We start from the raw sequence: 22,941 nt of genomic DNA, 5'->3' as shown, positions 1-22,941 counted from the left end.
TCATCTCTTAAGTTTAATTATATTTGGAAAAAAAATTGTGATAAATCTTTCCCAAATTGCTTTTCAAAAAATAGACCACTACCCTAACCGGCCTACAATTATTTTTTTACACGATTCGCTAGGTTGTATAGAATTATGGCGCGATTTTCCTTTGCAATTGGCTGAAAAAACAAAATGCAACGTCATTCTATATGACCGACAAGGTTATGGAAAATCTTGTCCGTTTTCTTATGAAAAACGAGACGTAAATTATCTAGAACAAGAAGCTGATATTTTGGCTAAATTACTAGACTTCTGGAAAGTTGAAAATGCCATTTTATTCGGATTTAGTGACGGAGGTTCTATCGCACTGATTTTTGCTGCAAAATATCCCGAAAAAACAATTGGAATTATTACCGAAGGCGCTCATATTTTTGTTGAAGAAATTACGCTAAATGGCATTCGTGAAGCAATTCATCAATATAAAACGACTAATCAAAAACAGAAATTAGAACGCTATCACGATAATAAAGTTGAGGCTTTGTTTAACGCTTGGACTAAAACCTGGACTTCCGAGGAATATCAAAATTGGAATATTGAGCATTTTGTAAAGCAAATTCAATGTAATTCACTCATTATTCAAGGTAAAAATGACGAATTCGGTTCTTTGGAACAAGTTGAAAAAATTGTTTCGCAAACCAAAGGTCATTCTAAAGCTTTACTTATAGCCAACGTCGGTCACACGGCGCATCGAGAAAATCCTGAAATTGTTTTAAAAGAATCTGCTCAGTTTATTGAAGCATTAACGAGTAAAAACTAATTTGTTTCCTTGGCTTAAATTGGCATCAAAAGCATAGCCTTCGTAATTGAAGTTTTTCAATTCATCCAATGTTTCCACGTTATTGTCAATAATATAACGCACCATTAAACCTCTGGCTTTTTTAGCAAAAAAACTAATCATTTTTAACTTTCCATCTTTGTAATCTTTAAATTCAGGAGTAATCACTGGAACTTTTAACGACTTTACATCGACCGCACTAAAATATTCATTACTAGCTAAATTGATAAACAATTCGTCTTTTTCTAATTCTTTATTCAATGCATCAGTAATCGTCTTTTTCCAAAATTCATACAGATTTTTTTTGGTTCCCACTTGCAACGAAGTTCCCATTTCCAAACGATATTCCTGAATCAAATCTAAAGGCTTCAACAAACCGTATAAACCCGAAAGAATTCGCAATTTTTCTTGTAAAATATCTAATTTTTCTTCCGGAATTGTGTACGCATCTAAACCCACATACACATCGCCATTAAAAGCATAAACTGCCGGACGTGCATTTTCGGGCGTAAAAGGCAATTGCCAATCTTGGTTGCGTTGCCAATTTAAATCGGCTAGTTTTTCTGAAATACTCATTAATTCCATCAAATCTTTAGGCTTCTTCTTTTTCAATGTTTTTTGAATGGTTTCCGATTTATTTAAAAACTGAGCCTCAGTATATCTTTTAGTTGGTAACTCGGTTGTATAATCTAAAGATTTGGCTGGAGATATTACTATTTTCATGAATTTTAAATATTTTGTTTTTCAAAAGTAAAAAATAGTCCTATAATTTTTTACTTAACAAATGAATATATTTTATAGAATTATAAGCGAAATTTATAAAAAAAGAGGTTTAAAAACCTCTTCTATCTTTTTTATTTTTCTACTTTCTGTCTTTCATAAAGCACTGTATCAACAGTTTGAAATTCAGTTGGTTTATCTTCACTAAAGAAATATTTTATTAAAATTTGTCCCCATAAATCTCCGTTAGAATATTCAGCAATAATCCATCTATGATTTAAAACTTTTGCCTTGTTTACAATAAATGGTCGGTCGTCAATTGGTTCATAAGGAACTAATGGATTTCCTTTTGGATTTGTATTTAAAGAAACTAAATCTTCATTTACTTGTGCAATAACTTTTTGATAATCTAAACCACGAGTAAAATAATATTCTTGTGCATCTTCATCATTTGCAATATCAAAATAGTCGTTCATTTGTACTTCAACAATAGAATCGTGCGACTTTTTAAGTTTATTTTTCACAAGTTCTACTTCTCTATCTTTCGATTCTAAAATTTTGGTTGAATTAACATATTGAAATATGTTGATTAACATTGAAAATACAAATAGGTATAAAAATATATTTCTCATAGTTTTAAATTGTTATTTCTAAATTATCGTAGGCTACAAAAACATTTTCGGGTAACTTTTCCTGAATTTCATCGTGAAATCCAAAAATGTGACTGATATGCGTTAAATATGTCTTTTTTGGTTGAACCAAAGATATAAATTCTAATGCTTCTTCTAAATTAAAATGCGTGTTATGCGGTTCTTCTCTTAAACAATTAATAACCAATACTTCACAACCTTTAACTTTTTCAACTTCTTCTAAATCTATAGTTTTTACATCGGTTAAATACACAAAATTTTGAATTCGATAACCAAAAACTTGTAAACTACCATGCCAAGCGTTAATTGGAATAATTTCGTAGTTTTTCACAAAGAAAGACTCATTATTTTTTACTTCTACTTGGGTTACAGAAGGTGCTCCTGGATATTTATTTTCATTACTAAAGATGTAATCGAAACGTTTTGCTAAATTTTTAAGTACTCTTTCATGAGCATAAACAGGAATATCACCTTGTTTAAAATAAAAAGGGCGAATATCATCTAAACCAGCAGTATGATCAGAATGTTCGTGTGTGAACAAAATTCCATCAATAAATTCACATTTATTCGTAAGCATTTGTTGTCTAAAATCTGGACCACAATCAATTACTAACGAAAAATCTTGCGCATAAATCCAAACCGAAACACGAAGTCTTTTGTCTTTAGAATTTTCGCTCAAACATACCGGATGATTGCTTCCTATTACTGGAATTCCTTGAGAGGTTCCAGTTCCTAAAAAATTTATTGTTAAACCCTGCATATGATGCAAAAATAATAATATTTACAGTAATATTATGGAGTATTTCATTAACTTTGCAATACTTAATTAAAAAGAGAGTTTAAATACTATAATTTAATGAAAAGCATAATAACTGATATTGAGGTTAGAGGAGATAAGGTAATAGAACAAATTCCTTCGATTAAAGATAAAGCATTACGTATTAATTTAAACGAAAGTATTTACGGAACTTTTGCCGAAATTGGAGCGGGACAAGAAACAGTTCGTCATTTTTTTAGAGCTGGTGCATCATCAGGAACTATTGCAAAAGCTATGTCGGCTTATGATAAAGATTTCAGTGACGCAATTTATGGAATTGAAGAAGATGGTCGCTATGTAACTGAAAGTCGTCTTAAAAAAATGTTGGCTCACGAAACAAAATTAATTGAAGAACGTTTAAAAAGAGACAAACATCCTAATAAAATTTTCTTTAGTTATGCCAATACAGTTGCCACTATAGATTTTGCTAAACAATATAAAGGACATGGTTGGGTAGGTATCAAATTTCAAGTAGAGCCAGATGAAGAATATAATGAAATTATACTTCACATTCGCTTTAAAGAAACAGATGCTCGTTTACAACAAGAAACATTAGGAATTCTTGGCGTAAATTTAATTTATGGAGCATTTTACAAACACAACGATCCTAAAAGATTACTTCGTTATTTATACGATCACTTAGATAAAGACCAATTAGAGATTGATACTATCAATTTCTCGGGACCAAGATTTGCAAATGTAGACAACCGATTAATGAGTTTACAATTGGTTAAAAATGGTATGACTGATGCCGTTATGTTTGGCCCTGATGGTAAAAATATTCTTCCTGCTGCTGTACTTTATAAAAAGAACATTTTGGCATTACGCGGAAGTTTTAGACCTGTTACCAAAGTAAATATGAACATGTATATGAAATCTTATAACATGTTCATTCAAGAAAACAAAGTTGACGAAGAAAATACATTTGTAGTTTTTGAAATTACACTTTCTAACTTGAAAGCTGAAGGTGAAATTGACGAAAGAGATTTCTTAGATAGAGCAGAATTATTATGTTCTCTTGGTCAAACGGTAATGATTTCAAATTTCCAAGAATACTTTAAAGTCGTAGAATATTTCTCTAATTATACTAAAGCTAGAATGGGATTAACCATGGGTGTAAGTAATTTAGTTGAAATTTTTGACGAAAAATATTACCGTCATCTATCTGGTGGAATTTTAGAAGCTTTTGGTAAATTATTCTACCGCGACTTAAAAGTTTACTTATATCCAATGAAGGATGAAGAAGGAAACATTATTGATTCTGATAATTTAAAAGTACATCCTAGAATGAAAGAATTGTATAAATTCTTCAAATTCAACGGAAAAGTAGTTGATATTACAGACTTTGAAGAACAAAACTTAGAAATTTTCTCAAGACAAGTTCTTAAAATGATTAGTAATGGAGATAGCGGTTGGGAAGAAATGCTTCCTGATGGTATTGCCGAATTAATTAAAACGCAACGTTTATTTGGCTACGACGAAAAAGTTGGTGTCGAAAAAGCATAATAAAAAATCCCGGATTAACCGGGATTTTTTTATTTTAAGATTTGATTAGCATGTTCTTTGGTTTTTACCTTCTCAATAACATCTTCAATAATTCCTTTTTCATCAATTACAAATGTTGTACGATGAATTCCATCAAATTCTTTTCCCATAAATTTCTTTGGCCCCCAAACACCAAATGCATATATAACGGCATGATCTTCATCTGCTAATAAAGGAAAAGGTAGATTATTCTTTTCAATAAAATTTGCTTGTCTTTTAGCACTATCTGCACTAACACCAAGCAATTCATAATTATTAGCTTTAAAACGCTCAAAATTATCTCTTAAATCACATGCTTCCATAGTACAACCAGGCGTACTCGCTTTTGGATAAAAGAAAACTACTAATTTTTTTCCTTTATAATCACTTAATTTATGTTCTTTTCCGTCTTGATCTAATCCTTTAAAGTTGGGCGCTTTATCTCCTGCTTTTAATGTTATCATATTATTGTTAATTTGTTATTCGTTAATTTGTTGATATTTAAAAATCTTTATTCTATTCTCTATTTTCTATTATCTTTGAAAGTATAAATTTACAAAAATGACAAAGAACGAAAAAGTAACATTTGTTATAAATACGTTAAACGAATTATATCCGGAAACTCCTATTCCGTTAAATCATAAAGATCCATACACACTTTTAATTGCAGTTTTACTATCGGCTCAATGCACTGATGAACGCGTGAATAAAATTACGCCATCGCTTTTTGCAAAGGCTGATAATCCATACGATATGGTAAAAATGAGCGTAGAACAAATTGCAGCTATTATTCGCCCATGTGGTTTAACACCAATGAAATCTAAAGGGATTTTTGGCTTGTCGCAAATTTTAATTGATAAATACAATGGGGAAGTTCCTCAAGATTTTGAAGCTTTAGAAAGTTTACCGGCTGTTGGTCATAAAACGGCAAGTGTTGTAATGAGTCAAGCTTTTGGTGTTCCTGCATTTCCTGTAGATACTCACATTCATAGATTAATGTACCGATGGAATTTGAGTAATGGAAAAAGTGTTCAACAAACTGAAAAAGATGCAAAAAGATTATTTCCCGAAGCATCTTGGAACAAACTACATTTACAAATAATTTATTACGGTAGAGAATACTCGCCAGCTCGCGGATGGAATTTAGATAAAGATATTATTACTAAAACTATTGGCAGAAAATCAGTAATTGATGAATACAAAAAATAAAAAAGAAAGCTTCGTAGTCTTTACGAAGCTTTCTCATTAATTAGCAATAGTTTCAAATTGAAATTTACCCACCTTTGTAATACTCAATGCTTTTGAATAATTAAGAATAAACGAAATCGTTTCTTTTTTAGGTAACATTTCTTTTTGGTTTGCTAATTTTTTCTTAGAGTAAAGTTTTGCCATAGATTATAATAAAAATATATAACTACAACGCAACAAAAAGCACTTTATTGTAAACCAGTTAAAATAATTTGATTTTTGTCGATAACTTTTCTCAAATTTAATAAAGCATAACGCATTCTTCCTAAAGCAGTATTAATACTAACTCCTGTTAAATCAGCAATTTCCTTAAAACTTAAGTCTTGATAAATTCTCATTACCAATACTTCTCTTTGATCATCTGGAAGTTCATCAATAATTCTGCTTAGGTCTAACTCAATTTGTTCGGTAATAATTCTACTTTCAACATTTGGGCTTGTATCTGAAATTAAAGAAAAAATGGAATATTCATCATTGTCTCGATGCATCGGCATCTTTTTAGATTTTCTAAAATAATCTATAATTAAGTTATGTGCAATTCGCATAACCCACGGCAAAAACTTACCTTCTTCGTTATAGGATTTGGTTTTTAAAGTTTTAATAACCTTAACAAAAGTATCTTGAAAAATATCATCACAAATATCTCTGTCTTGAATTTTTGAATAAATAAAACCGTAAATTTTTGATTGATGCCTTTCAATTAATGTAGCTAAGGCAATCTCATCTCCTTCTACATAATTCTTTACCAAGATAGCATCTGATAGTTCATGTCTAGCCATAACAATACTTTTAGTTAATTTTTTGGGTTAATTAAAGTCTAAAAGTATTTTTCTGTTATAAGCAAAAGTATTTTATGATTTATAGATTCAAATTTAAAAGAAAAAAAGTCAAATAACCAAATTTTTATCAAACTTTTTCTCTAAATACTAAAAAATTATCACAAAATCAAGAGTTTTATTCCTAATAGTTTTGATTTATAGTCAATTTGTTCAACACTTTTCTAAAATTACTTTATAATTCCATTAGTTAAAAGAGTCAAAAAATTCTTAATTTTGTAAATCTTACGAAAAACTATGAACACAACCGACTTTTTAAAACTTGAACCAAAAAAAAACATACTTATTAAAGGAGCTCAACTTCATAATCTTAAGAATATTGATGTTGCTATTCCAAGAAATAAATTAGTTGTAATCACAGGATTATCGGGTTCTGGTAAATCGAGTTTAGCTTTTGATACTTTATATGCCGAAGGACAACGTCGCTATGTAGAAAGTTTATCTTCTTATGCGCGTCAGTTTTTAGGTCGCTTAGATAAACCAAAAGTAGAATATATTAAAGGTATAGCTCCCGCAATTGCTATTGAGCAAAAAGTTAATACTACAAATGCCCGTTCTACTGTAGGAACTTCAACAGAAATCTACGATTATCTTAAACTTTTATACGCCCGCATTGGTAAAACCTTCTCTCCTGTTTCCGGACAAGAAGTAAAAAAGAACACCGTTACCGATGTAATTGAAACTGTAAAATCTTTCGATTTAGATTCTAAATGGTTATTGCTGGCACCAATACACGTTGAAATCGGACGAACATTAGTAGACAAACTAAATATTTTATTACAGCAAGGTTTTGCTCGTGTTTTGGTTGATGGCGAAACCATTCGATTAGATGAGTTTGTTCAACAAGAAGACAAAATTGATAATGCTAAAACTATTGAATTAATTGTTGATCGTATTGTTGTTAAAGAAGAAGAAGAATTTTTTAATCGCTTAGCCGATGCTATTCAAACCGCATTTTATGAAGGTAAAGGTGAATGTGTTTTAAAAGCATTAAACACTGAAAAAAGATTTGAATTTAACAACCGATTTGATTTAGATGGAATTTCATTTTTAGAACCAAATATTCATTTATTTAGTTTCAATAATCCTTATGGTGCGTGTCCAAAATGTGAAGGTTACGGAAATATTATTGGAATTGATGAAGAATTAGTTATTCCAAATACTGCACTTTCGGTGTATGAAAATGCTATTTTTCCTTGGCGTGGCGAAAGTATGAGCTGGTATCGTGACCAATTGGTGAACAGTGCTTACAAATTCGATTTCCCCATTCACAAACCTTATTTTGAACTTTCTGACGAACAAAAAGCGTTGATTTGGAACGGAAACCAATATTTTACAGGTTTAAATGATTTCTTTACCGAACTAGAAGAGAAAAATTATAAAATTCAAAACCGTGTCCTTTTATCGCGCTATCGCGGAAAAACAAAATGTACGACATGTAATGGAAAACGTCTTAGACCAGAAGCTAATTATGTAAAAGTAGGCGGAAAAACCATTTCTGATTTGGTCGATTTACCAATTGTTAAGCTGATTCCATTTTTCCATTCGTTGGAATTATCAGAATACGATGCCAAAGTTGCCAAACGTCTTTTAATTGAAATTAACAATCGATTGGCTTTCCTTTCAGATGTTGGTTTGAGCTATTTAACCTTAAACCGAAATTCCGCAACACTTTCTGGTGGTGAATCGCAGCGCATTAACTTGGCAACCTCTTTAGGAAGTAGTTTGGTAGGTTCTATGTATATTCTAGACGAACCAAGTATTGGTTTACATCCAAAAGATACAGAACGATTGATTACCGTTTTGAAAAATCTCCGAGATTTGGGCAACACTGTAATTGTAGTAGAGCACGACGAAGATATTATGAAAGCTGCCGATATGATTATTGATATTGGTCCGGAAGCAGGAACACACGGCGGAGAATTAGTCGCACAAGGAACCTATGACGAAATTTTAAAAGCCAATTCACTTACTGCTAAATATTTGAATGGTGAAGAACAAATTGAAGTTCCCAAAAAACGCCGCAAATTTAAACATCATATTGATATTATTGGCGCACGCGAAAACAATTTAAAGAATCAAGATTTCATGTTTCCATTAGATTGTTTAACTGTAATCACAGGAGTTTCGGGAAGTGGAAAAAGTACATTGGTAAAGAAAATATTATTTCCGGCTATTCAAAAACAATTAGATGGTGTTGGTGAAAAAGCGGGACAATTTTCGGAATTAAAAGGAAGTTTTGCCAACATCAAACACATTGAATATGTAGACCAAAATCCTATCGGAAGAAGTTCGCGTTCCAATCCGGTGACCTATATTAAAGCGTATGACGATATTCGCGATTTGTTTTCGAAACAAGCAGTTTCCAAATTACGTGGTTACCAACCGAAACATTTTTCTTTTAATGTGGATGGAGGTCGTTGCGAAACCTGTAAAGGTGATGGCGAAGTGACTATTGAAATGCAATTTATGGCCGATGTTCATTTAGAATGTGAAACATGTAACGGAAAACGCTTCAAAAAAGAGGTTTTGGAAGTTACTTTCGAAGGAAAAAATATTGACGATATTTTAAAAATGACGATTGACGATGCAGTTGAATTCTTTTCGAAACACAATCAAACTAAAATCACTCAAAAATTACAGCCACTTCAAGATGTAGGTTTAGGTTATGTACAATTAGGACAATCCTCTTCTACCCTGTCTGGTGGTGAAGCGCAACGTATTAAACTGGCTTCGTTTTTAGCAAAAGGAACGATAAAAGACAAAGCCTTGTTTGTTTTTGACGAACCCACAACGGGATTGCATTTTCACGATATCAAAAAATTAATGGCTTCTTTTGATGCTTTATTGGAAAAAGGACATTCGATTATCGTAATTGAGCACAATTTAGATTTAATCAAATGTGCCGATTATATTTTGGATATTGGTCCGGAAGGTGGCGAAAATGGCGGAAAACTTGTGGCTTTTGGCACACCGGAAGAAATTGCGAAAAACAAAGATTCGGTTACCGGAATTTATTTGAAAGAGAAATTGAAATTATAAGCCAATTCTCAATGTGTCAATGTGACGATTAAATTTCATTGATTCATTGACTTATTGTCTATTTGACACATTAACAAAATGAACATTAAACTTTTAGCCATAGGAAAAACCGACAACAAAAACTTGCAATCGTTGATTGATGAGTACACCAAGCGTTTAGGGTTTTATGTAAAGTTTGATTTAGAAGTTATTCCCGATATAAAGAATGTAAAGAATTTAAGTGAAGCTCAACAGAAAGAAAAAGAAGGCGAATTGATTTTGTCGAAACTCACGCCAACCGATCATTTAATTCTATTAGATGAAAACGGAAAAGAGTTTTCGAGTGTTGGTTTTTCAGATTTTTTACAAAAGAAAATGAATGCCGGAACCAAAACTTTAATTTTTGTCATTGGTGGACCTTACGGATTTAGCGAAACGGTTTATAAAACGGCACAAGGCAAAGTTTCGTTATCGCAAATGACGTTTTCACATCAAATGGTTCGCCTATTTATTATAGAACAGATTTATCGCGGATTTACAATTTTGAGAAACGAACCCTATCATCATCAATAAAAAAACATTTTTTTAATAGAAAATTTATTCTTTTCATAAAACCAACTTAACAAATTTCTTTTCTTAAATCTTTATTTTTGTTTTTGAAAAAATTTACAATATATTTAGACAAAATTAAAACTTAACCTCATAACGTATCAAATATGAAAAAAATTATTTTTGGTTTTGCCCTTTTGACGTCAGCATTATCATTCTCTCAAATTAAAGTAATCGAAAGAGTTCCAGTTGTTAAACTTGGTTATATTGGGAACAATGATATTTATGTTCAAACTGAAGGAAATAACGTTACTTTATTCTACAAAAACACAGAATCTGAAGATAACTCAACAAAATCATTCTCGTTTAAAGATTTAGATAACGATTACCAAAATTTACACAAAATTATTGTTGGTGGTTTTAATTCTGATCCTTTATTAGACATTAAATTAGAATTACCTAATGAATATGTTTGGTTACATTATTCAAGAAAAAGTTTAGATAGAACTTTCGTTCAATTCTTAACTAGTAACAAAGCTTACGGTAACACTGGTGCTTCAAAAGAGTTTAGCTTAGAGCAAATTAATAAACTTTTCGAGAAGAAAATGCCAAAAAAGAAATCGGAGGAAGAAGCTTCTGAAGATGTAATGTCTGAATTCAAATAATAGTATTAAAATCATATAAAAAAATCCTGCTTTTAGCGGGATTTTTTTATTTATAGTTCACAACCACATTCCGGTAGTTTTGTTTCGTCGTAAATAAATTCGAAAGAAGAAATTTGAATTCTATCTGAAGTAATTTTCCACAACATTAATTTGTTTTGTAAATATTGATTAAAAGTCAAATGCTTATCAAAATTTAAATGTAAAATGGTATTTTTTCCTTCGCTCATAAAATCAGAAAAATCTTGAATGTAAGGCGCTAGTTCTTCTTTATCAATTTCATGTCCGTCAATTGTAATTGTATTATCTTTCCTAAAATTAATAGTAAAATTGTTATACGGCATGTATAATTCGGCTTTTTTCTTAATGAAGAATTTCGAGAATTCAGTATCATAAAAATATTGAACATCTGTAAATGGTAAAAAAGCTAAATTTTGATGTAAACTATCGGCATAAGAAAACACATTAATAGTTCCTTCTTTTTTATGCATGCCATTTTTCTTTTTATCCTGAAGTTTAATTAAATCGGGAATTATAGCATGTAAAGGCAAACGTTTGTCGATATTGAAAATCCAATTAGTTGTTCCAATAGTGTTGTTTCGATTAATTTCGGCAACAGTATCTTTTTCATTTTCTCTAAAAAACATATAAACTGGAGAATGATCTTGAATATCAGCCAATACCGAAACATCTGCTTTTGCTAATTGTACATCTTCTTGTTTACAAGAAAACAAACTTAAAGTAGCAGCTAAAACTATGTATTTTTTCATTTTTTGATCTTTTAATTATTTAATTTTTCAATCAACTTTACACATTCTACAGCCTCTTTTACATCGTGAACACGAAGAATATTGGCTCCTTTTTGCAATGCAATTGTATTTAGAACCGAAGTTCCGTTTAAAGCTTCTTGTGGCGAATTTTCGAGCGTTTTATAAATCATTGATTTTCTCGAAACACCAACTAAAATTGGTAATTCTAAAATATTGAAATATTCCATTTTATGAAGTACTTCATAATTTTGTTCCAATGTTTTTGCAAAACCAAATCCAGGATCAATGATAATATCGTTTAAACCAAAACTTCTAGCTTTGTTAATGCGTTCCGAAAAATAAAACATCATCTCTTTCACAACATCATCATACTGCGTTAACGTTTGCATCGTTTGTGGATTCCCTTTCATATGCATCATGATGTAAGGAACTTGCAGTTTTGCAACAGTTTCCAACATCTTTTCATCTAATAATCCCGCAGAAATATCATTTACTATTGCAGCTCCATGTTCTACTCCTTTTTGAGCTACTTTACTTCTAAAAGTGTCAATCGAAAGTAAAACTTCTGGAAAATGTTTTAATATTAAATCTAGAATGGGTAAAATTCGTTTTAATTCTTCTTCTTCGGAAACAAAATCGGCTCCAGGCTTACTTGAATAGGCACCAATATCAATAAAAGTTGCACCTTCTTCTAACATCTTCTCAACTTGATGTAAGATATCAGATTCACTTTTATACTTTCCGCCATCAAAAAATGAGTCGGGCGTACAATTTAAAATTCCCATCACTTTGGGAAAAGATAAATCGATTAAATTACCTTTACAATTAATTGTCATTTATTCTGTCTGCAGTTAACGGTTAACAGTTGTCGATTAGAACTAAGTCAAAAACAATATTTAAATTATAATTCTTTTCTCTTGCTTCTATTTTCTTTTCTCTTTTAAATGATTATTTTTGAAAAAATTTCATACAAATATACCGAATAAATGAAGAATACTTCACAACAATATGATAGCATAATTGCGATTTGTCGCGATTTGTTCACTAAAAAAACAAAAGATTACGGAACCGCTTGGAGAATCTTACGTTTGCCTTCTTTAACCGATCAAATTTTTATTAAAGCACAACGCATTCGTAGTTTACAAGAAAATGAAGTTCGTAAAGTTGATGAAGATGAAACTTCAGAGTTTATTGGTATTATCAATTACTGCATTATGGCGTTAATTCAAATTGAAAAAGGTATTGCACAACAACCCGATTTGAATTATGATGAAGCTGTAAAATTATATGATGAAAAAATTAGCCTAACCAAAAAATTAATGGAAGATAAAAACCATGATTATGGTGAAGCGTGGCGCGATATGCGTGTAAGTAGTTTAACCGATTTAATTCTGCAAAAGTTATTGCGTGTAAAACAAATTGAAGATAATAAAGGAAAAACTTTAGTTTCGGAAGGTATCGATGCAAATTATCAAGATATGATTAACTACTCTGTTTTTGCTTTAATTCATTTAGGTAAAGCTTAAACGATTAACAAGTGCTTAACATTTCATTGACAGCTTAATTATAACTAAAGCCTTAATTTTAGAAAAAATTAAAAAAATGCGAAACATTATTACTCAAATTTCAAGATTTCTTGTTGGTATATTATTCATTATTTCTGGTTTAATTAAACTAAATGATCCCGTTGGTTTTTCATATAAACTAGAAGAATATTTTAATGCAAATGTTCTAAACATGGAATTTTTGATTCAGTATGCTTTAGTAATTGCATGTTTTGTAGTGATTTTTGAAGTTGTTTTGGGAGTTATGTTATTATTAGGTTTTAAACCTAAATTCACAATGTGGAGTTTACTTGCTATGATTGTTTTCTTCACGTTTTTAACTTTCTATTCGGCTTATTTTAATAAAGTAACTGATTGTGGTTGTTTTGGAGATGCGTTAAAATTAACTCCTTGGGAATCATTTACAAAAGATGTTATTCTATTGTTCTTCATTTTAATTTTATTCTTCAATCAAAAATTCATAAAACCTATTTTAAGTAAGGTTCCTTTAAATTATGCTGTATTTACGACCTATTCTTTATGTTTATTTATGGCTTATTATGTGTTACAACATTTACCAATTATAGATTTTAGAGCATACAAAGTTGGAACCAATATTCAAAAAGGAATGGAAATTCCTGAAGGAGCACAAAAGAGTGAATATGAAATGGTTTTCATTTACAAAATAAATGGCGTAGATACCGAAATTAGTTATGACGATGTTATGGCGAATAAAGTTCCTGAAAATGCAGAATTTGTAGACAGAAAAGATAAATTAATAAAACAAGGTTACGTTCCTCCTATTCACGATTTTTCAATTGAAAAAGATGGATCCGATTTTACTGAAGAAATTTTAAACGAACCAAAAGTAGCTTTATTAATTTCTTATGATTTAACGAAATCAAAAGAAAAAGGAATGGAAAAACTTGAAGATTTTTATAAAAAAGCTTCTGAAAAAGGTTATATGGTTTTAGGTATGACGTCTTCTGGTTCGGAAGTAATTGAAGAATATAAAAAGAAATTTGGGCTAACTTTCGACTATTATTTTTGCGATGCTACAACACTTAAAACTATTGAAAGAGCTAATCCAAGTATTGTAATTTTAGAGCAAGGAACCATTACGGATAAAAAACATTTCAACGATATCGATAAAGTAGTGTTAAAATAATTTATCAACTCTCGTTTTACTTTTCTAATTGATTAAATTTGAACTAAACATTTACATTTAGATGAAAAAGATACTCATAATACTTGTAACAGTTTTCACATTAGTTTCATGTGAAGCTCAAAGTAAAAAAGAATTTACAAAAGAAGCATTAGAAAGTGTAATGACTTCAAAACAAAATGAAACAATTACTTTCAGTGAAATTATCAATCAATACAAAGGAAAAACTGTTTTTATCGATGTTTGGGCTTCTTGGTGCCCCGATTGTGTAAAAGGTATGCCAAAAGTAAAAGCAGTACAAGAAAAATATCCTGATATTGTTTATCTATTTATTTCTATGGATAAAAACTATGATGCTTGGATAAAAGGTATTGCTAAATACGATGTTGTGGGCGAACATTATCTGACTTCAGATGGAATGAAAGGTGTTTTCGGAAAATCAATAGATTTAGATTGGATTCCTCGTTACATGATTGTATATAAAGAAGGTAACATTGCATTATACAAAGCAATTGAAGCAGACGATATCAAAATTGAAGAAACACTTAAAAAGTTAGAAAAATAATTATTAATTGCCTAAAGTGTTATTGCTTTAAGCCTTAATCAAATAAAATGAGAAAAAATATTGTTGCTGGTAACTGGAAAATGCATAAAAACAATTCTGAAACTGTTGCCTTATTACAAGATATAATAGCAAAAAACGGAACTCCTAATTGCGAAGTTGTGGTAGCTCCTACATTTGTAAATTTAAAAACTGCTGTCGATACTGTAAATGGTAAAAATATTACTGTTGCTGCTCAAAATATGCACCAAGCAGAAGGTGGAGCTTATACTGGTGAAATTGCTGCAAGCATGCTTACTGATATTGGTGTAAATACAGTTATTTTAGGTCATAGTGAGCGTCGTGCTTATTTTCATGAAACAGATGCATTATTAGCAAACAAAGTAGATACTGCTTTAAAACATGAAATGCGTGTTATTTTCTGTTTTGGAGAAGAATTAAAAGACCGTCAAAAAGAAAATCATTTCAACGTTGTAGAATACCAATTACGTGATGGTTTATTCCATTTGGAAAAGAAAGATTGGAAATGTATTGTTTTAGCTTACGAACCTGTTTGGGCTATTGGAACTGGAGAAACTGCTTCTCCTGAACAAGCACAAGAAATGCACCAATTCATCCGCGAACTAATTGCTAAAGTTTATGGAAGTGACGTAGCTGATAATGTTTCTATTTTATACGGTGGAAGTGTAAAACCTGATAATGCTAAAGAAATTTTCTCTAAACCAGATGTTGATGGCGGTCTAATTGGTGGTGCTGCGCTAAAGGCTGATGATTTCTTAGCGATTGTTAATGCAATGTAATTATCTAAAAAATTGAAAAAAAGGAATAATCTAAATAATTTTCTTTTGATTTTTTAGATTCTTTCATTTTTTAGATTTAAATATATGAACCTAAACATTCAAAATAGATTTATCTCAGAACTTCCTTCTGATCCTAATACAATAAACGAAGTAAGACAGGTACCTGGTGCCTGTTTTTCTTTTGTTATACCTAAAGTTCCAAGTAATCCAAAAGTAATTCACGTTTCAAAAGATGTTGCTTCTCTAGTTGGTTTATCATCTGAAGATTTATCTTCAACTGAATTTTTAGAAGTTTTTTCTGGAAAAAAAATATACGAAAACACCCAACCTTTTGCTATGAATTATGCCGGACATCAGTTTGGTAATTGGGCAGGACAATTAGGTGACGGACGAGCAATAAATCTTTTTGAAGTTGAACATAATAACCAGTTTTATACCTTACAACTAAAAGGAGCTGGAAAAACACCCTATTCGCGTCGTGGTGATGGTTTAGCGGTTTTACGTTCCTCTATTCGCGAACATTTATGCAGCGAAGCGATGTATCATTTAGGTGTTCCCAGTACTCGCTCACTAGCTTTATTAGAAACTGGCGATCAAGTTTTGCGCGATGTACTTTATGATGGGCATCCCGATTATGAAAAAGGAGCCATTGTTTGTAGAGTGGCACCAAGTTTTATTCGCTTTGGAAGTTTCGAATTGTTTTCGGCTCAAAATGATATTGAAAACTTAAAAAAATTAACCGATTTTACTATTAAACATTATTTTCCACATTTAGAGAGTCAAATTGAGCCTGTTGAAATTGACAAAAATGACTTCGACAAGCTCAGTCTGACAAACAAACAAAAATATCTCGATTTCTTTCAAGAAGTTACTACAACAACCAAAAATCTCATTTTACATTGGCAACGTGTAGGTTTTGTTCATGGTGTAATGAATACCGATAATATGTCGATTCACGGAATTACCATCGATTATGGTCCGTATGGTTGGATGGACGATTTTAATCCAAATTGGACCCCAAACACAACAGATGCCGAAGGAAAACGCTATCGCTTTGGAAACCAACCAAATATTGCACTTTGGAATTTACTCCAATTAGCAAATGCATTGTATCCATTAATTGAAGAAGTAAAACCTTTGGAAGCCATTTTAGAAGATTATTCTAATTCTTTCCAATCGGATTTTACCAAAATGATGTGTACCAAAATTGGTATTCAAAACCCAAAAACTTCAGATGAATCGATTGTTAATCAATTATTAGTTACCCTTCGTGAAACCGAAACTGATATGACGATTTTCTATCGTTTATTGGCAATTGTTTCAAAAAATGACACAGCCGAAAAAGCATTAGATAAAATCAACTTTGCATTTTATATTCCAGAAACCGTAAAAGATTCAGTTAAAGAAAGTTGGTTGTATTGGTTTACTATATACTTAGAAAGATTACAAGAAGAAACCTTTTCAAATGAAGAACGAGCTTCTAAAATGAATTTGGTTAACCCAAAATATGTTTTGCGCAACTACATGGCGCAATTAGCAATTGAAGCTGCAGATGAAGGCGATTATTCCATTTTGGAAGAATTGTTTGAAATGCTCAAAAAACCATATGATGAACAACCACAATACCAAAAATGGTTTGCTAAAAGACCTGATTGGGCGCGAACAAAAATAGGTTGTTCGATGTTGAGCTGCAGTTCGTAATCTCAATTTAAAATCGTAGCTTTATATTCCTAAAATAAAAAGGTATGAAGCAAATCACATTTTCTACAACTATAAATGCACCTGCTGAAAAAGTTTGGACAGAATTTACATCTTTCAATGGAAAAACTTTAGTTTCTGGAAACTTTGAACCCGAACAAACTCATTCAATTTACATGTAACGAGATGGTTGGCAAGCTATTTTAAACAATTTCAACTAAAACTAAAAATTATGGCATCAGTTCACGCTTATTTAACTTTTAATGGCAATACAGAAGAAGCATTCAATTTCTATAAATCGGTTTTTGGAGGAGAATTTGATTATATTGGAAAATTTAAAGACATGCCGCCAAGTGAAGATTATCCTACAGTTAGTGAAGAAGAAGGAGAACGAATAATGCATGTAAGTTTAAGAATTGGAAAAGATTCTGTATTAATGGCAAGTGATAGTACTTCTATGAGCGGAGATGTAACTTTTGGAAATAATTTTTCTATATCAATTAATGCTGAAAGTCGAGAAGAAGCTGATAAATTGTTTAATGGATTATCAACTGGTGGCTCAGTTATTATGCCTATGGATAATACTTTTTGGGGTGCTTATTTTGGAATGTTTACTGATAAATTTGGTATTAATTGGATGGTAAATTTTGACGAACAACCTCAATAGTAATTGTTTTTTGGCACGACTCTTGTTTTATAGTTACTAAACCATAAAAATAAAGAGCTATGAAAACGATAAAATTTAACAGATTAGTGATTGCGTTAACTCTTTTTTTAACGACAGTTGTAACACAAGACATTTTTGCACAAGGTCCGCCACCATGGGCTCCAGCAAATGGATATAGAGCAAAAGTAAGACACGTTTACTTTCCTACTCAAAATATGTATTACGATTTACAAGACAGAGTTTATATTTATGCAAACGGAGGAAATTGGTCAATTTCAGCATCAATTCCATCAATTTTTAGAAACGTAAATCTAGGTGCAGCCGTGCAAATTGGTTTAGATTTTAGAGGTGATTATCCGCAACGTTATAATACAGTTCATGTGACTGAATATCGTTATTATGGAAAAGATAAACACAAAAATAAAAAGTACAAAAACAAAAAACATAAACATTAATTAATCAAAAAAGCAGATTCTTAGGAATCTGCTTTTTTGATTTTATCAATTTAAATATGGAAGCTTATACTCCACTCTTAATATATTCTTGAAATTTCCCTGGTTTATACTTTGTATATTTATCTAACCAAACTGGTTTTAAAATATAACCTTCTACCTTATGCTGTAAAGTTGTATAAACTCTTATTTCTGAGTAATCCTCTAATTTTGAATATTTTGCCTTAAACCTATAAACATAACTATTATCGTAAAATACAGTTTGAACTATTTTCAATTCTTGTAAATCTCCAAAGTTCTCATTAATTATTTTACTTGTTCTTTGTTCTTCAACTTCGCTCCATTCTCTAACCAATTTAGGCGTAGCAATATCTTTGGTTAATGGTACATATTTACCAGTCGTATAACTTTCAAATTGCACTTTAGCAAAATTAGTGGCATTTTGAATATGAATTGGATCTAAAGATGAAGGAATATCAGGTTTCTTAGATGTGCAGCTTGTTAATAATATTAAACTAACTACAATTGAAAAAAAATTATTCATTTTTAAAATAAGTTCTTTATTAAACAAAAATAAAACTAATAATTAGTAGAATTAATTCAATCACAGTTAATATCAAATAATTTTTAATTATTTTTTGAAATAAAATATCCACTATTAATACTATTACACAAAAAAGTGCTAATCCAATGCCTGCCATCATTCCATAACCTTTTGGGCCTGGATTAACAAAAAAATAAACGGCAAAAAAGAATAATATTATTGAAGATATATTTCCAATTGTTATTCTATACCTTTTTTGACTAAATTCTGCCATCAATAAAAAACATAATATTAAATCCCAGCAATAACTTTCAATTCACTTACAAAACGTTCAGCTAAAGTATCAGCAGCTGTTTGTGTTGGTGCTTCTGTATAAATACGAATAATTGGTTCCGTATTCGATTTACGTAAATGCACCCATTCAGAAGCAAAATCAATTTTTACACCATCAATTGTAGATAGTTCGACAAGCTCACTATGACTTTCGCTTGAGTATTTCTCTGTCATCGTTTTTAAAACATTGTCGACATCAATTTGAGGTGTTAACTCAATTTTGTTTTTACTCATGTAATATTGCGGGTAACTTGCACGTAATTCGGCAACAGTTTTTTCTTGGTTTGCTAAATACGTTAAAAATAAAGCCACACCAACAACAGCATCGCGTCCGTAGTGAATTTCTGGATAAATGATTCCGCCATTTCCTTCTCCACCAATAATGGCATTGGTTTTCTTCATTAATTCTACCACATTTACTTCGCCCACAGCACTTGCTTGGTAACTTCCGTTGTGTTTCTCTGTAATATCGCGTAAAGCACGAGAAGAAGACATATTAGAAACCGTATTTCCTGGAGTTTTACTCAATACATAATCAGCAATCGCAACCAAAGTATATTCTTCACCAAACATTTCTCCATCATTTGAAATAAAAGCCAAACGATCAACATCTGGGTCAACTACAATTCCAAAATCGGCTTTTTCAGCAACAACTAGCTCACAAATATCAGTTAAATGTTCCTTTAAAGGTTCTGGATTATGAGGAAAATGTCCGTTTGGTTCACAATATAATTTTACTACTTCTACACTCATTTGTTCTAAAACTTTTGGGATAATAATTCCTCCTGAAGAATTTACACCATCAACAACAACTTTAAATTTCTTTTGAGCTACTGCTTCAACATCTACTAATGGTAAATTCAACACCTCATCAATGTGAATATCCATGTAGGCATCGTTTTCAGTAATTTCTCCTAAAGAATCAATATCAACGAAATCGAAAGCTTCACTTTCGGCAATTTCTAGAATTTGAGCGCCATCAGCTCCGCTTAAAAATTCACCTTTAGCGTTTAACAACTTTAAAGCATTCCATTGTTTTGGATTGTGAGAAGCCGTTAAAATAATTCCACCATCGGCTTGTTCTAATGGAACAGCTACTTCAACTGTTGGTGTTGTTGATAAACCTAAATCGATAATATCAATTCCTAAACCCACTAAAGTATTCACTACCAAATTGTGAATCATGGGTCCCGAAATACGAGCATCGCGACCAATACAAACTTTTAATCTTTTATTTGGATTCGCATTTTTTAAGAAAGTTCCGTAAGCCGAAGCAAATTTAACTGCATCAACTGGTGTTAAGTTATCTCCAACATTTCCGCCAATTGTTCCGCGAATTCCTGAAATTGATTTTATTAATGTCATCTTATTTTTTTATTTATTAACCGTGAACGGTTTCTTTATTACCATAATTTTTTATAATCTTAGCTTCTTCTTCGAGCCATTCGTTCCAACGTTTTTCAACATCTATTGTTTCGGTATATTTTCTTGCAAAGTTGATAAATGTTGTGTAATGCATTGCTTCACTTTCCATTAAATCTCTGTAAAATTTTGCTAATTTTTTATCTTGAATATTTTCGCTCAACACTCTAAATCGCTCACAACTACGCGCTTCGATCATTGCAGCAAAAAGTAATCTTTCTATTAAACCTGATTCTCGAGTTCCGTTTGAAGATTTCTTCATGTATTTTGCCAATTCATTTACATAATCGTCTTTGCGTTCTCTTTTAAACTCATAACCACGCTCTTGAATAATATCGTGAACTGCTTTAAAATGTTCCATTTCTTCAATAGAAATTTTCAACATTTCTTCAACTAAATCTGGCTTTTCGGAATTATTTATAATTAAATTAATTGCATTTGTAGCAGCTTTTTGTTCGCACCAAGCGTGATCTGATAAAATCTCTTCTAAATTTCCTTCAGCAATATTTGCCCATCTTGGGTCGGTTGGCAATTTTAATCGAAACATGGTTTTTAAGTTAAAAGTCAAAAGTTAGAAGTTAAAAATTGTGGAAACAACTTTAAATCCTAAACTTGAACTAAAATTACGTACAAATTTAATATTATATACGAAATATTAAAATTATATAAGTCATTCTAAAAATTTTATAACACCAACCGCAAACAACCTTGGTAACTTGCAATCAGTAATTATAAATATAAAATGTTATGAAAAAAGTTAGTTTAATTTTTACAGGTTTAGCTATTATGAGCTTAGTTGCTTGTAATGAGAAAAAAGAAGAAAATAGTACTGTTGTGGTCGAAAAAGAAGTTCCAGCAGAAACTCCGGCGGAAGATGATGCAAACGGAACCTCGGTAAGCATTAGTAGTGATGGTGTTGAATTTTCAACAAAAGATGACGACACTCAAACAGAAGTAAATATCGATACCGATAAAAAATAATTATGTATAAACATACAATGCGTTATAAAAAAAGCAACTTTTAAAAGTTGCTTTTTTTATGTAGAATCTGAAACAAGTTAAGATTTACAAAAATTATTTTTACAAAATAAAATTCCAATTCTCGTTTGGATTATAATAAATTCTTCCATTTTTAATAAATAAAGGGCAATCAAAATTATTGGTATATAAACCTCCTGTTCCTAAACCTTGCGGCATGAGATTATTTAATGTAAATGTAAATTGAGTTATTGCATTTAATCCGACGTTACTTTCTAAAGCTGAAGTAATCCACCAACCAATATTTAACTTTTCAGCAAGTGAAATCCACTCTAAAGTTCCTTTAAAACCGCCAACTAAACTTGGTTTCAAAATAATATATTGCGGTTTAATTTTTTCTAATAACTGCTCTTTGTTTTTCAATCCAAAAACGCCAATTAGTTCTTCATCTAATGCAATAGGAAAAGGTGTCTTCTTACACAGTTCTGACATACTATTAAGATTCCCACTTTTAATTGGTTGTTCGATGCTATGTAATTTATAACCAGATAATTGATTTAATTTATCTAAAGCTTCGTTTAATACAAAAGCTCCGTTTGCATCTACACGAATTTCAATAGTTTTTTCATCAAAATTTTGGCGAATAAAATGTAATAAATCTAATTCTTTTTGAAAATCTATTGCTCCAATTTTTAACTTTATACAACGGAAACCTTGTGCTAATTTTTCTTCAATTTGTTGTTTCATAAAAGCTTGTTCTCCCATCCAAACCAAGCCATTAATTTCCATTGATTTTTTCCCTTCTGTAAATTCACTTGGAAATAATTCAAATGGAGATTTTGAAGCTAACGAAAGAAAAGCCATTTCCACTCCAAATTGAATTGACGGAAACTCTATTAATTCATCCCAAAGTTTATCTTTTCCTAAATGAATATTCTCGCAAACCCATTTTAATTTTTTTTCATAATCTGGTCTATCATCTATTGAAAGGGTTCTAAGAATACCACACTCTCCAACTCCTGTTTTACCGTTTTTTTCTAAAACAAGAAACCAAGTTTCTTTCTCAGTTAATATTCCTCGAGAAGTTCCACTTGGTCTTTTAAAATTTAAAATGTATTTTTTGTATGAAGCTTTCATATTTAATGTCACATCGAGCGGAGTT

The 22,941-nt window shown here is 30.9% G+C and carries 28 protein-coding genes; 15 read left to right on the top strand and 13 right to left on the bottom strand.

What is annotated here, in order from left to right:
- Positions 1–37 precede the first annotated feature (37 nt).
- Positions 38–799 carry an alpha/beta fold hydrolase gene (locus tag GCU34_RS02945; protein ID WP_227658721.1) on the top strand — a complete coding sequence of 254 codons (762 nt, stop codon included), beginning with the start codon at positions 38–40 and terminating at the stop codon, positions 797–799.
- On the opposite strand, the gene yaaA is transcribed toward GCU34_RS02945, so the two are convergent.
- The 3 genes from yaaA to GCU34_RS02930 form a co-directional block, all read right to left on the bottom strand.
- Entirely contained in the window at positions 782–1,540 is a 759-nt protein-coding gene (yaaA, locus tag GCU34_RS02940) for a peroxide stress protein YaaA (RefSeq protein WP_072785206.1), read from the bottom strand. The two genes, GCU34_RS02945 and yaaA, sit on opposite strands and share 18 nt — an antisense overlap.
- 131 nt (positions 1,541–1,671) lie before the next feature.
- On the bottom strand, positions 1,672–2,169 hold the full coding sequence (locus GCU34_RS02935; RefSeq protein WP_072785208.1) for a hypothetical protein: 498 nt from the start codon (positions 2,167–2,169) through the stop codon (positions 1,672–1,674).
- A gap of 4 nt (positions 2,170–2,173) precedes the next feature.
- Positions 2,174–2,947: an MBL fold metallo-hydrolase gene (locus GCU34_RS02930; protein WP_072785210.1), complete on the bottom strand. Its 774-nt coding sequence runs from the start codon at positions 2,945–2,947 to the stop codon at positions 2,174–2,176.
- A 96-nt stretch (positions 2,948–3,043) separates the two neighbouring features.
- Here GCU34_RS02930 and GCU34_RS02925 point away from each other — a divergent pair, with 96 nt between their 5' ends.
- Complete coding sequence (locus GCU34_RS02925; protein ID WP_143146231.1) at positions 3,044–4,510, top strand: TonB-dependent receptor; 1,467 nt, start codon at positions 3,044–3,046, stop codon at positions 4,508–4,510.
- Positions 4,511–4,539: 29 nt separating this feature from the next.
- Here GCU34_RS02925 and bcp read toward each other — a convergent pair whose 3' ends face one another.
- On the bottom strand, positions 4,540–4,992 hold the full coding sequence (gene bcp / locus GCU34_RS02920) for a thioredoxin-dependent thiol peroxidase (protein ID WP_072785212.1): 453 nt from the start codon (positions 4,990–4,992) through the stop codon (positions 4,540–4,542).
- Positions 4,993–5,089: 97 nt separating this feature from the next.
- Here bcp and GCU34_RS02915 point away from each other — a divergent pair, with 97 nt between their 5' ends.
- Positions 5,090–5,737, top strand: a complete 648-nt coding sequence (locus tag GCU34_RS02915; RefSeq protein WP_072785214.1) for an endonuclease III domain-containing protein — start codon at positions 5,090–5,092, stop codon at positions 5,735–5,737.
- Between the two features lie 36 nt (positions 5,738–5,773).
- Here GCU34_RS02915 and GCU34_RS13580 read toward each other — a convergent pair whose 3' ends face one another.
- On the bottom strand, positions 5,774–5,920 hold the full coding sequence (locus GCU34_RS13580; protein ID WP_178138362.1) for a hypothetical protein: 147 nt from the start codon (positions 5,918–5,920) through the stop codon (positions 5,774–5,776).
- A 44-nt stretch (positions 5,921–5,964) separates the two neighbouring features.
- The gene (locus GCU34_RS02910) at positions 5,965–6,555 is read right to left on the bottom strand and encodes an RNA polymerase sigma factor (protein WP_072785216.1); all 591 of its coding nucleotides are present in this window, start codon (positions 6,553–6,555) and stop codon (positions 5,965–5,967) included.
- 294 nt (positions 6,556–6,849) lie between these two features.
- Here GCU34_RS02910 and uvrA point away from each other — a divergent pair, with 294 nt between their 5' ends.
- The 3 genes from uvrA (at position 6,850) to GCU34_RS02895 (ending at position 10,847) form a co-directional block, all read left to right on the top strand.
- Positions 6,850–9,654, top strand: a complete 2,805-nt coding sequence (uvrA, locus tag GCU34_RS02905) for an excinuclease ABC subunit UvrA (RefSeq protein WP_072785237.1) — start codon at positions 6,850–6,852, stop codon at positions 9,652–9,654.
- A 78-nt stretch (positions 9,655–9,732) separates the two neighbouring features.
- Positions 9,733–10,206 carry a 23S rRNA (pseudouridine(1915)-N(3))-methyltransferase RlmH gene (gene rlmH, locus GCU34_RS02900; protein WP_072785239.1) on the top strand — a complete coding sequence of 158 codons (474 nt, stop codon included), beginning with the start codon at positions 9,733–9,735 and terminating at the stop codon, positions 10,204–10,206.
- Between the two features lie 143 nt (positions 10,207–10,349).
- Positions 10,350–10,847: a hypothetical protein gene (locus GCU34_RS02895; RefSeq protein WP_072785241.1), complete on the top strand. Its 498-nt coding sequence runs from the start codon at positions 10,350–10,352 to the stop codon at positions 10,845–10,847.
- Between the two features lie 50 nt (positions 10,848–10,897).
- Here GCU34_RS02895 and GCU34_RS02890 read toward each other — a convergent pair whose 3' ends face one another.
- Entirely contained in the window at positions 10,898–11,614 is a 717-nt protein-coding gene (locus tag GCU34_RS02890) for a hypothetical protein (protein WP_072785243.1), read from the bottom strand.
- A gap of 11 nt (positions 11,615–11,625) precedes the next feature.
- Positions 11,626–12,450: a dihydropteroate synthase gene (folP, locus tag GCU34_RS02885; protein WP_072785245.1), complete on the bottom strand. Its 825-nt coding sequence runs from the start codon at positions 12,448–12,450 to the stop codon at positions 11,626–11,628.
- 150 nt (positions 12,451–12,600) lie between these two features.
- Here folP and GCU34_RS02880 point away from each other — a divergent pair, with 150 nt between their 5' ends.
- From GCU34_RS02880 to GCU34_RS02850, 8 genes are all read left to right on the top strand, one after another.
- Positions 12,601–13,140, top strand: coding sequence for a DUF1599 domain-containing protein (locus tag GCU34_RS02880; RefSeq protein ID WP_072785247.1), 540 nt, complete (start codon positions 12,601–12,603; stop codon positions 13,138–13,140).
- A gap of 76 nt (positions 13,141–13,216) precedes the next feature.
- Positions 13,217–14,326, top strand: a complete 1,110-nt coding sequence (locus GCU34_RS02875) for a BT_3928 family protein (protein WP_072785249.1) — start codon at positions 13,217–13,219, stop codon at positions 14,324–14,326.
- 61 nt (positions 14,327–14,387) lie between these two features.
- Complete coding sequence (locus tag GCU34_RS02870; protein WP_072785251.1) at positions 14,388–14,888, top strand: TlpA family protein disulfide reductase; 501 nt, start codon at positions 14,388–14,390, stop codon at positions 14,886–14,888.
- 47 nt (positions 14,889–14,935) lie between these two features.
- Positions 14,936–15,685 (top strand): triose-phosphate isomerase, encoded by a 750-nt coding sequence (gene tpiA / locus GCU34_RS02865; protein ID WP_072785253.1) that lies wholly within the window; start codon positions 14,936–14,938, stop codon positions 15,683–15,685.
- Between the two features lie 84 nt (positions 15,686–15,769).
- Entirely contained in the window at positions 15,770–17,386 is a 1,617-nt protein-coding gene (locus GCU34_RS02860) for a protein adenylyltransferase SelO (RefSeq protein ID WP_072785255.1), read from the top strand.
- Positions 17,387–17,430: 44 nt separating this feature from the next.
- Positions 17,431–17,565, top strand: a complete 135-nt coding sequence (locus tag GCU34_RS14055; RefSeq protein ID WP_262489146.1) for a hypothetical protein — start codon at positions 17,431–17,433, stop codon at positions 17,563–17,565.
- Between the two features lie 50 nt (positions 17,566–17,615).
- On the top strand, positions 17,616–18,050 hold the full coding sequence (locus GCU34_RS02855) for a VOC family protein (RefSeq protein WP_072785612.1): 435 nt from the start codon (positions 17,616–17,618) through the stop codon (positions 18,048–18,050).
- Between the two features lie 59 nt (positions 18,051–18,109).
- Positions 18,110–18,505, top strand: coding sequence for a hypothetical protein (locus GCU34_RS02850; RefSeq protein WP_072785256.1), 396 nt, complete (start codon positions 18,110–18,112; stop codon positions 18,503–18,505).
- 64 nt (positions 18,506–18,569) lie between these two features.
- Here GCU34_RS02850 and GCU34_RS02845 read toward each other — a convergent pair whose 3' ends face one another.
- From GCU34_RS02845 to miaE, 4 genes are read right to left on the bottom strand one after another with little or no spacing between them, the layout of a single operon-like run.
- Positions 18,570–19,046, bottom strand: coding sequence for a hypothetical protein (locus GCU34_RS02845; protein WP_072785258.1), 477 nt, complete (start codon positions 19,044–19,046; stop codon positions 18,570–18,572).
- Between the two features lie 19 nt (positions 19,047–19,065).
- Entirely contained in the window at positions 19,066–19,320 is a 255-nt protein-coding gene (locus GCU34_RS02840) for a hypothetical protein (protein ID WP_072785260.1), read from the bottom strand.
- A gap of 17 nt (positions 19,321–19,337) precedes the next feature.
- The gene (glmM, locus tag GCU34_RS02835) at positions 19,338–20,744 is read right to left on the bottom strand and encodes a phosphoglucosamine mutase (RefSeq protein WP_072785262.1); all 1,407 of its coding nucleotides are present in this window, start codon (positions 20,742–20,744) and stop codon (positions 19,338–19,340) included.
- A gap of 16 nt (positions 20,745–20,760) precedes the next feature.
- Positions 20,761–21,348, bottom strand: a complete 588-nt coding sequence (gene miaE / locus GCU34_RS02830; protein ID WP_072785264.1) for a tRNA-(ms[2]io[6]A)-hydroxylase — start codon at positions 21,346–21,348, stop codon at positions 20,761–20,763.
- A 200-nt stretch (positions 21,349–21,548) separates the two neighbouring features.
- Between miaE and GCU34_RS02825 the strand changes: the two genes are divergently transcribed.
- Positions 21,549–21,782: a hypothetical protein gene (locus GCU34_RS02825; protein ID WP_072785265.1), complete on the top strand. Its 234-nt coding sequence runs from the start codon at positions 21,549–21,551 to the stop codon at positions 21,780–21,782.
- Between the two features lie 99 nt (positions 21,783–21,881).
- On the opposite strand, the gene GCU34_RS02820 is transcribed toward GCU34_RS02825, so the two are convergent.
- Positions 21,882–22,916 (bottom strand): o-succinylbenzoate synthase, encoded by a 1,035-nt coding sequence (locus GCU34_RS02820; protein WP_072785267.1) that lies wholly within the window; start codon positions 22,914–22,916, stop codon positions 21,882–21,884.
- Positions 22,917–22,941 lie beyond the last annotated feature (25 nt).

The sequence above is a fragment of the Flavobacterium haoranii genome, assembly GCF_009363055.1.
Taxonomy (GTDB): Bacteria; Bacteroidota; Bacteroidia; order Flavobacteriales; family Flavobacteriaceae; genus Flavobacterium; species Flavobacterium haoranii.
Note: the sequence above shows the minus strand (reverse complement) of the source record. Positions and strands in the feature narration are given on the sequence as shown.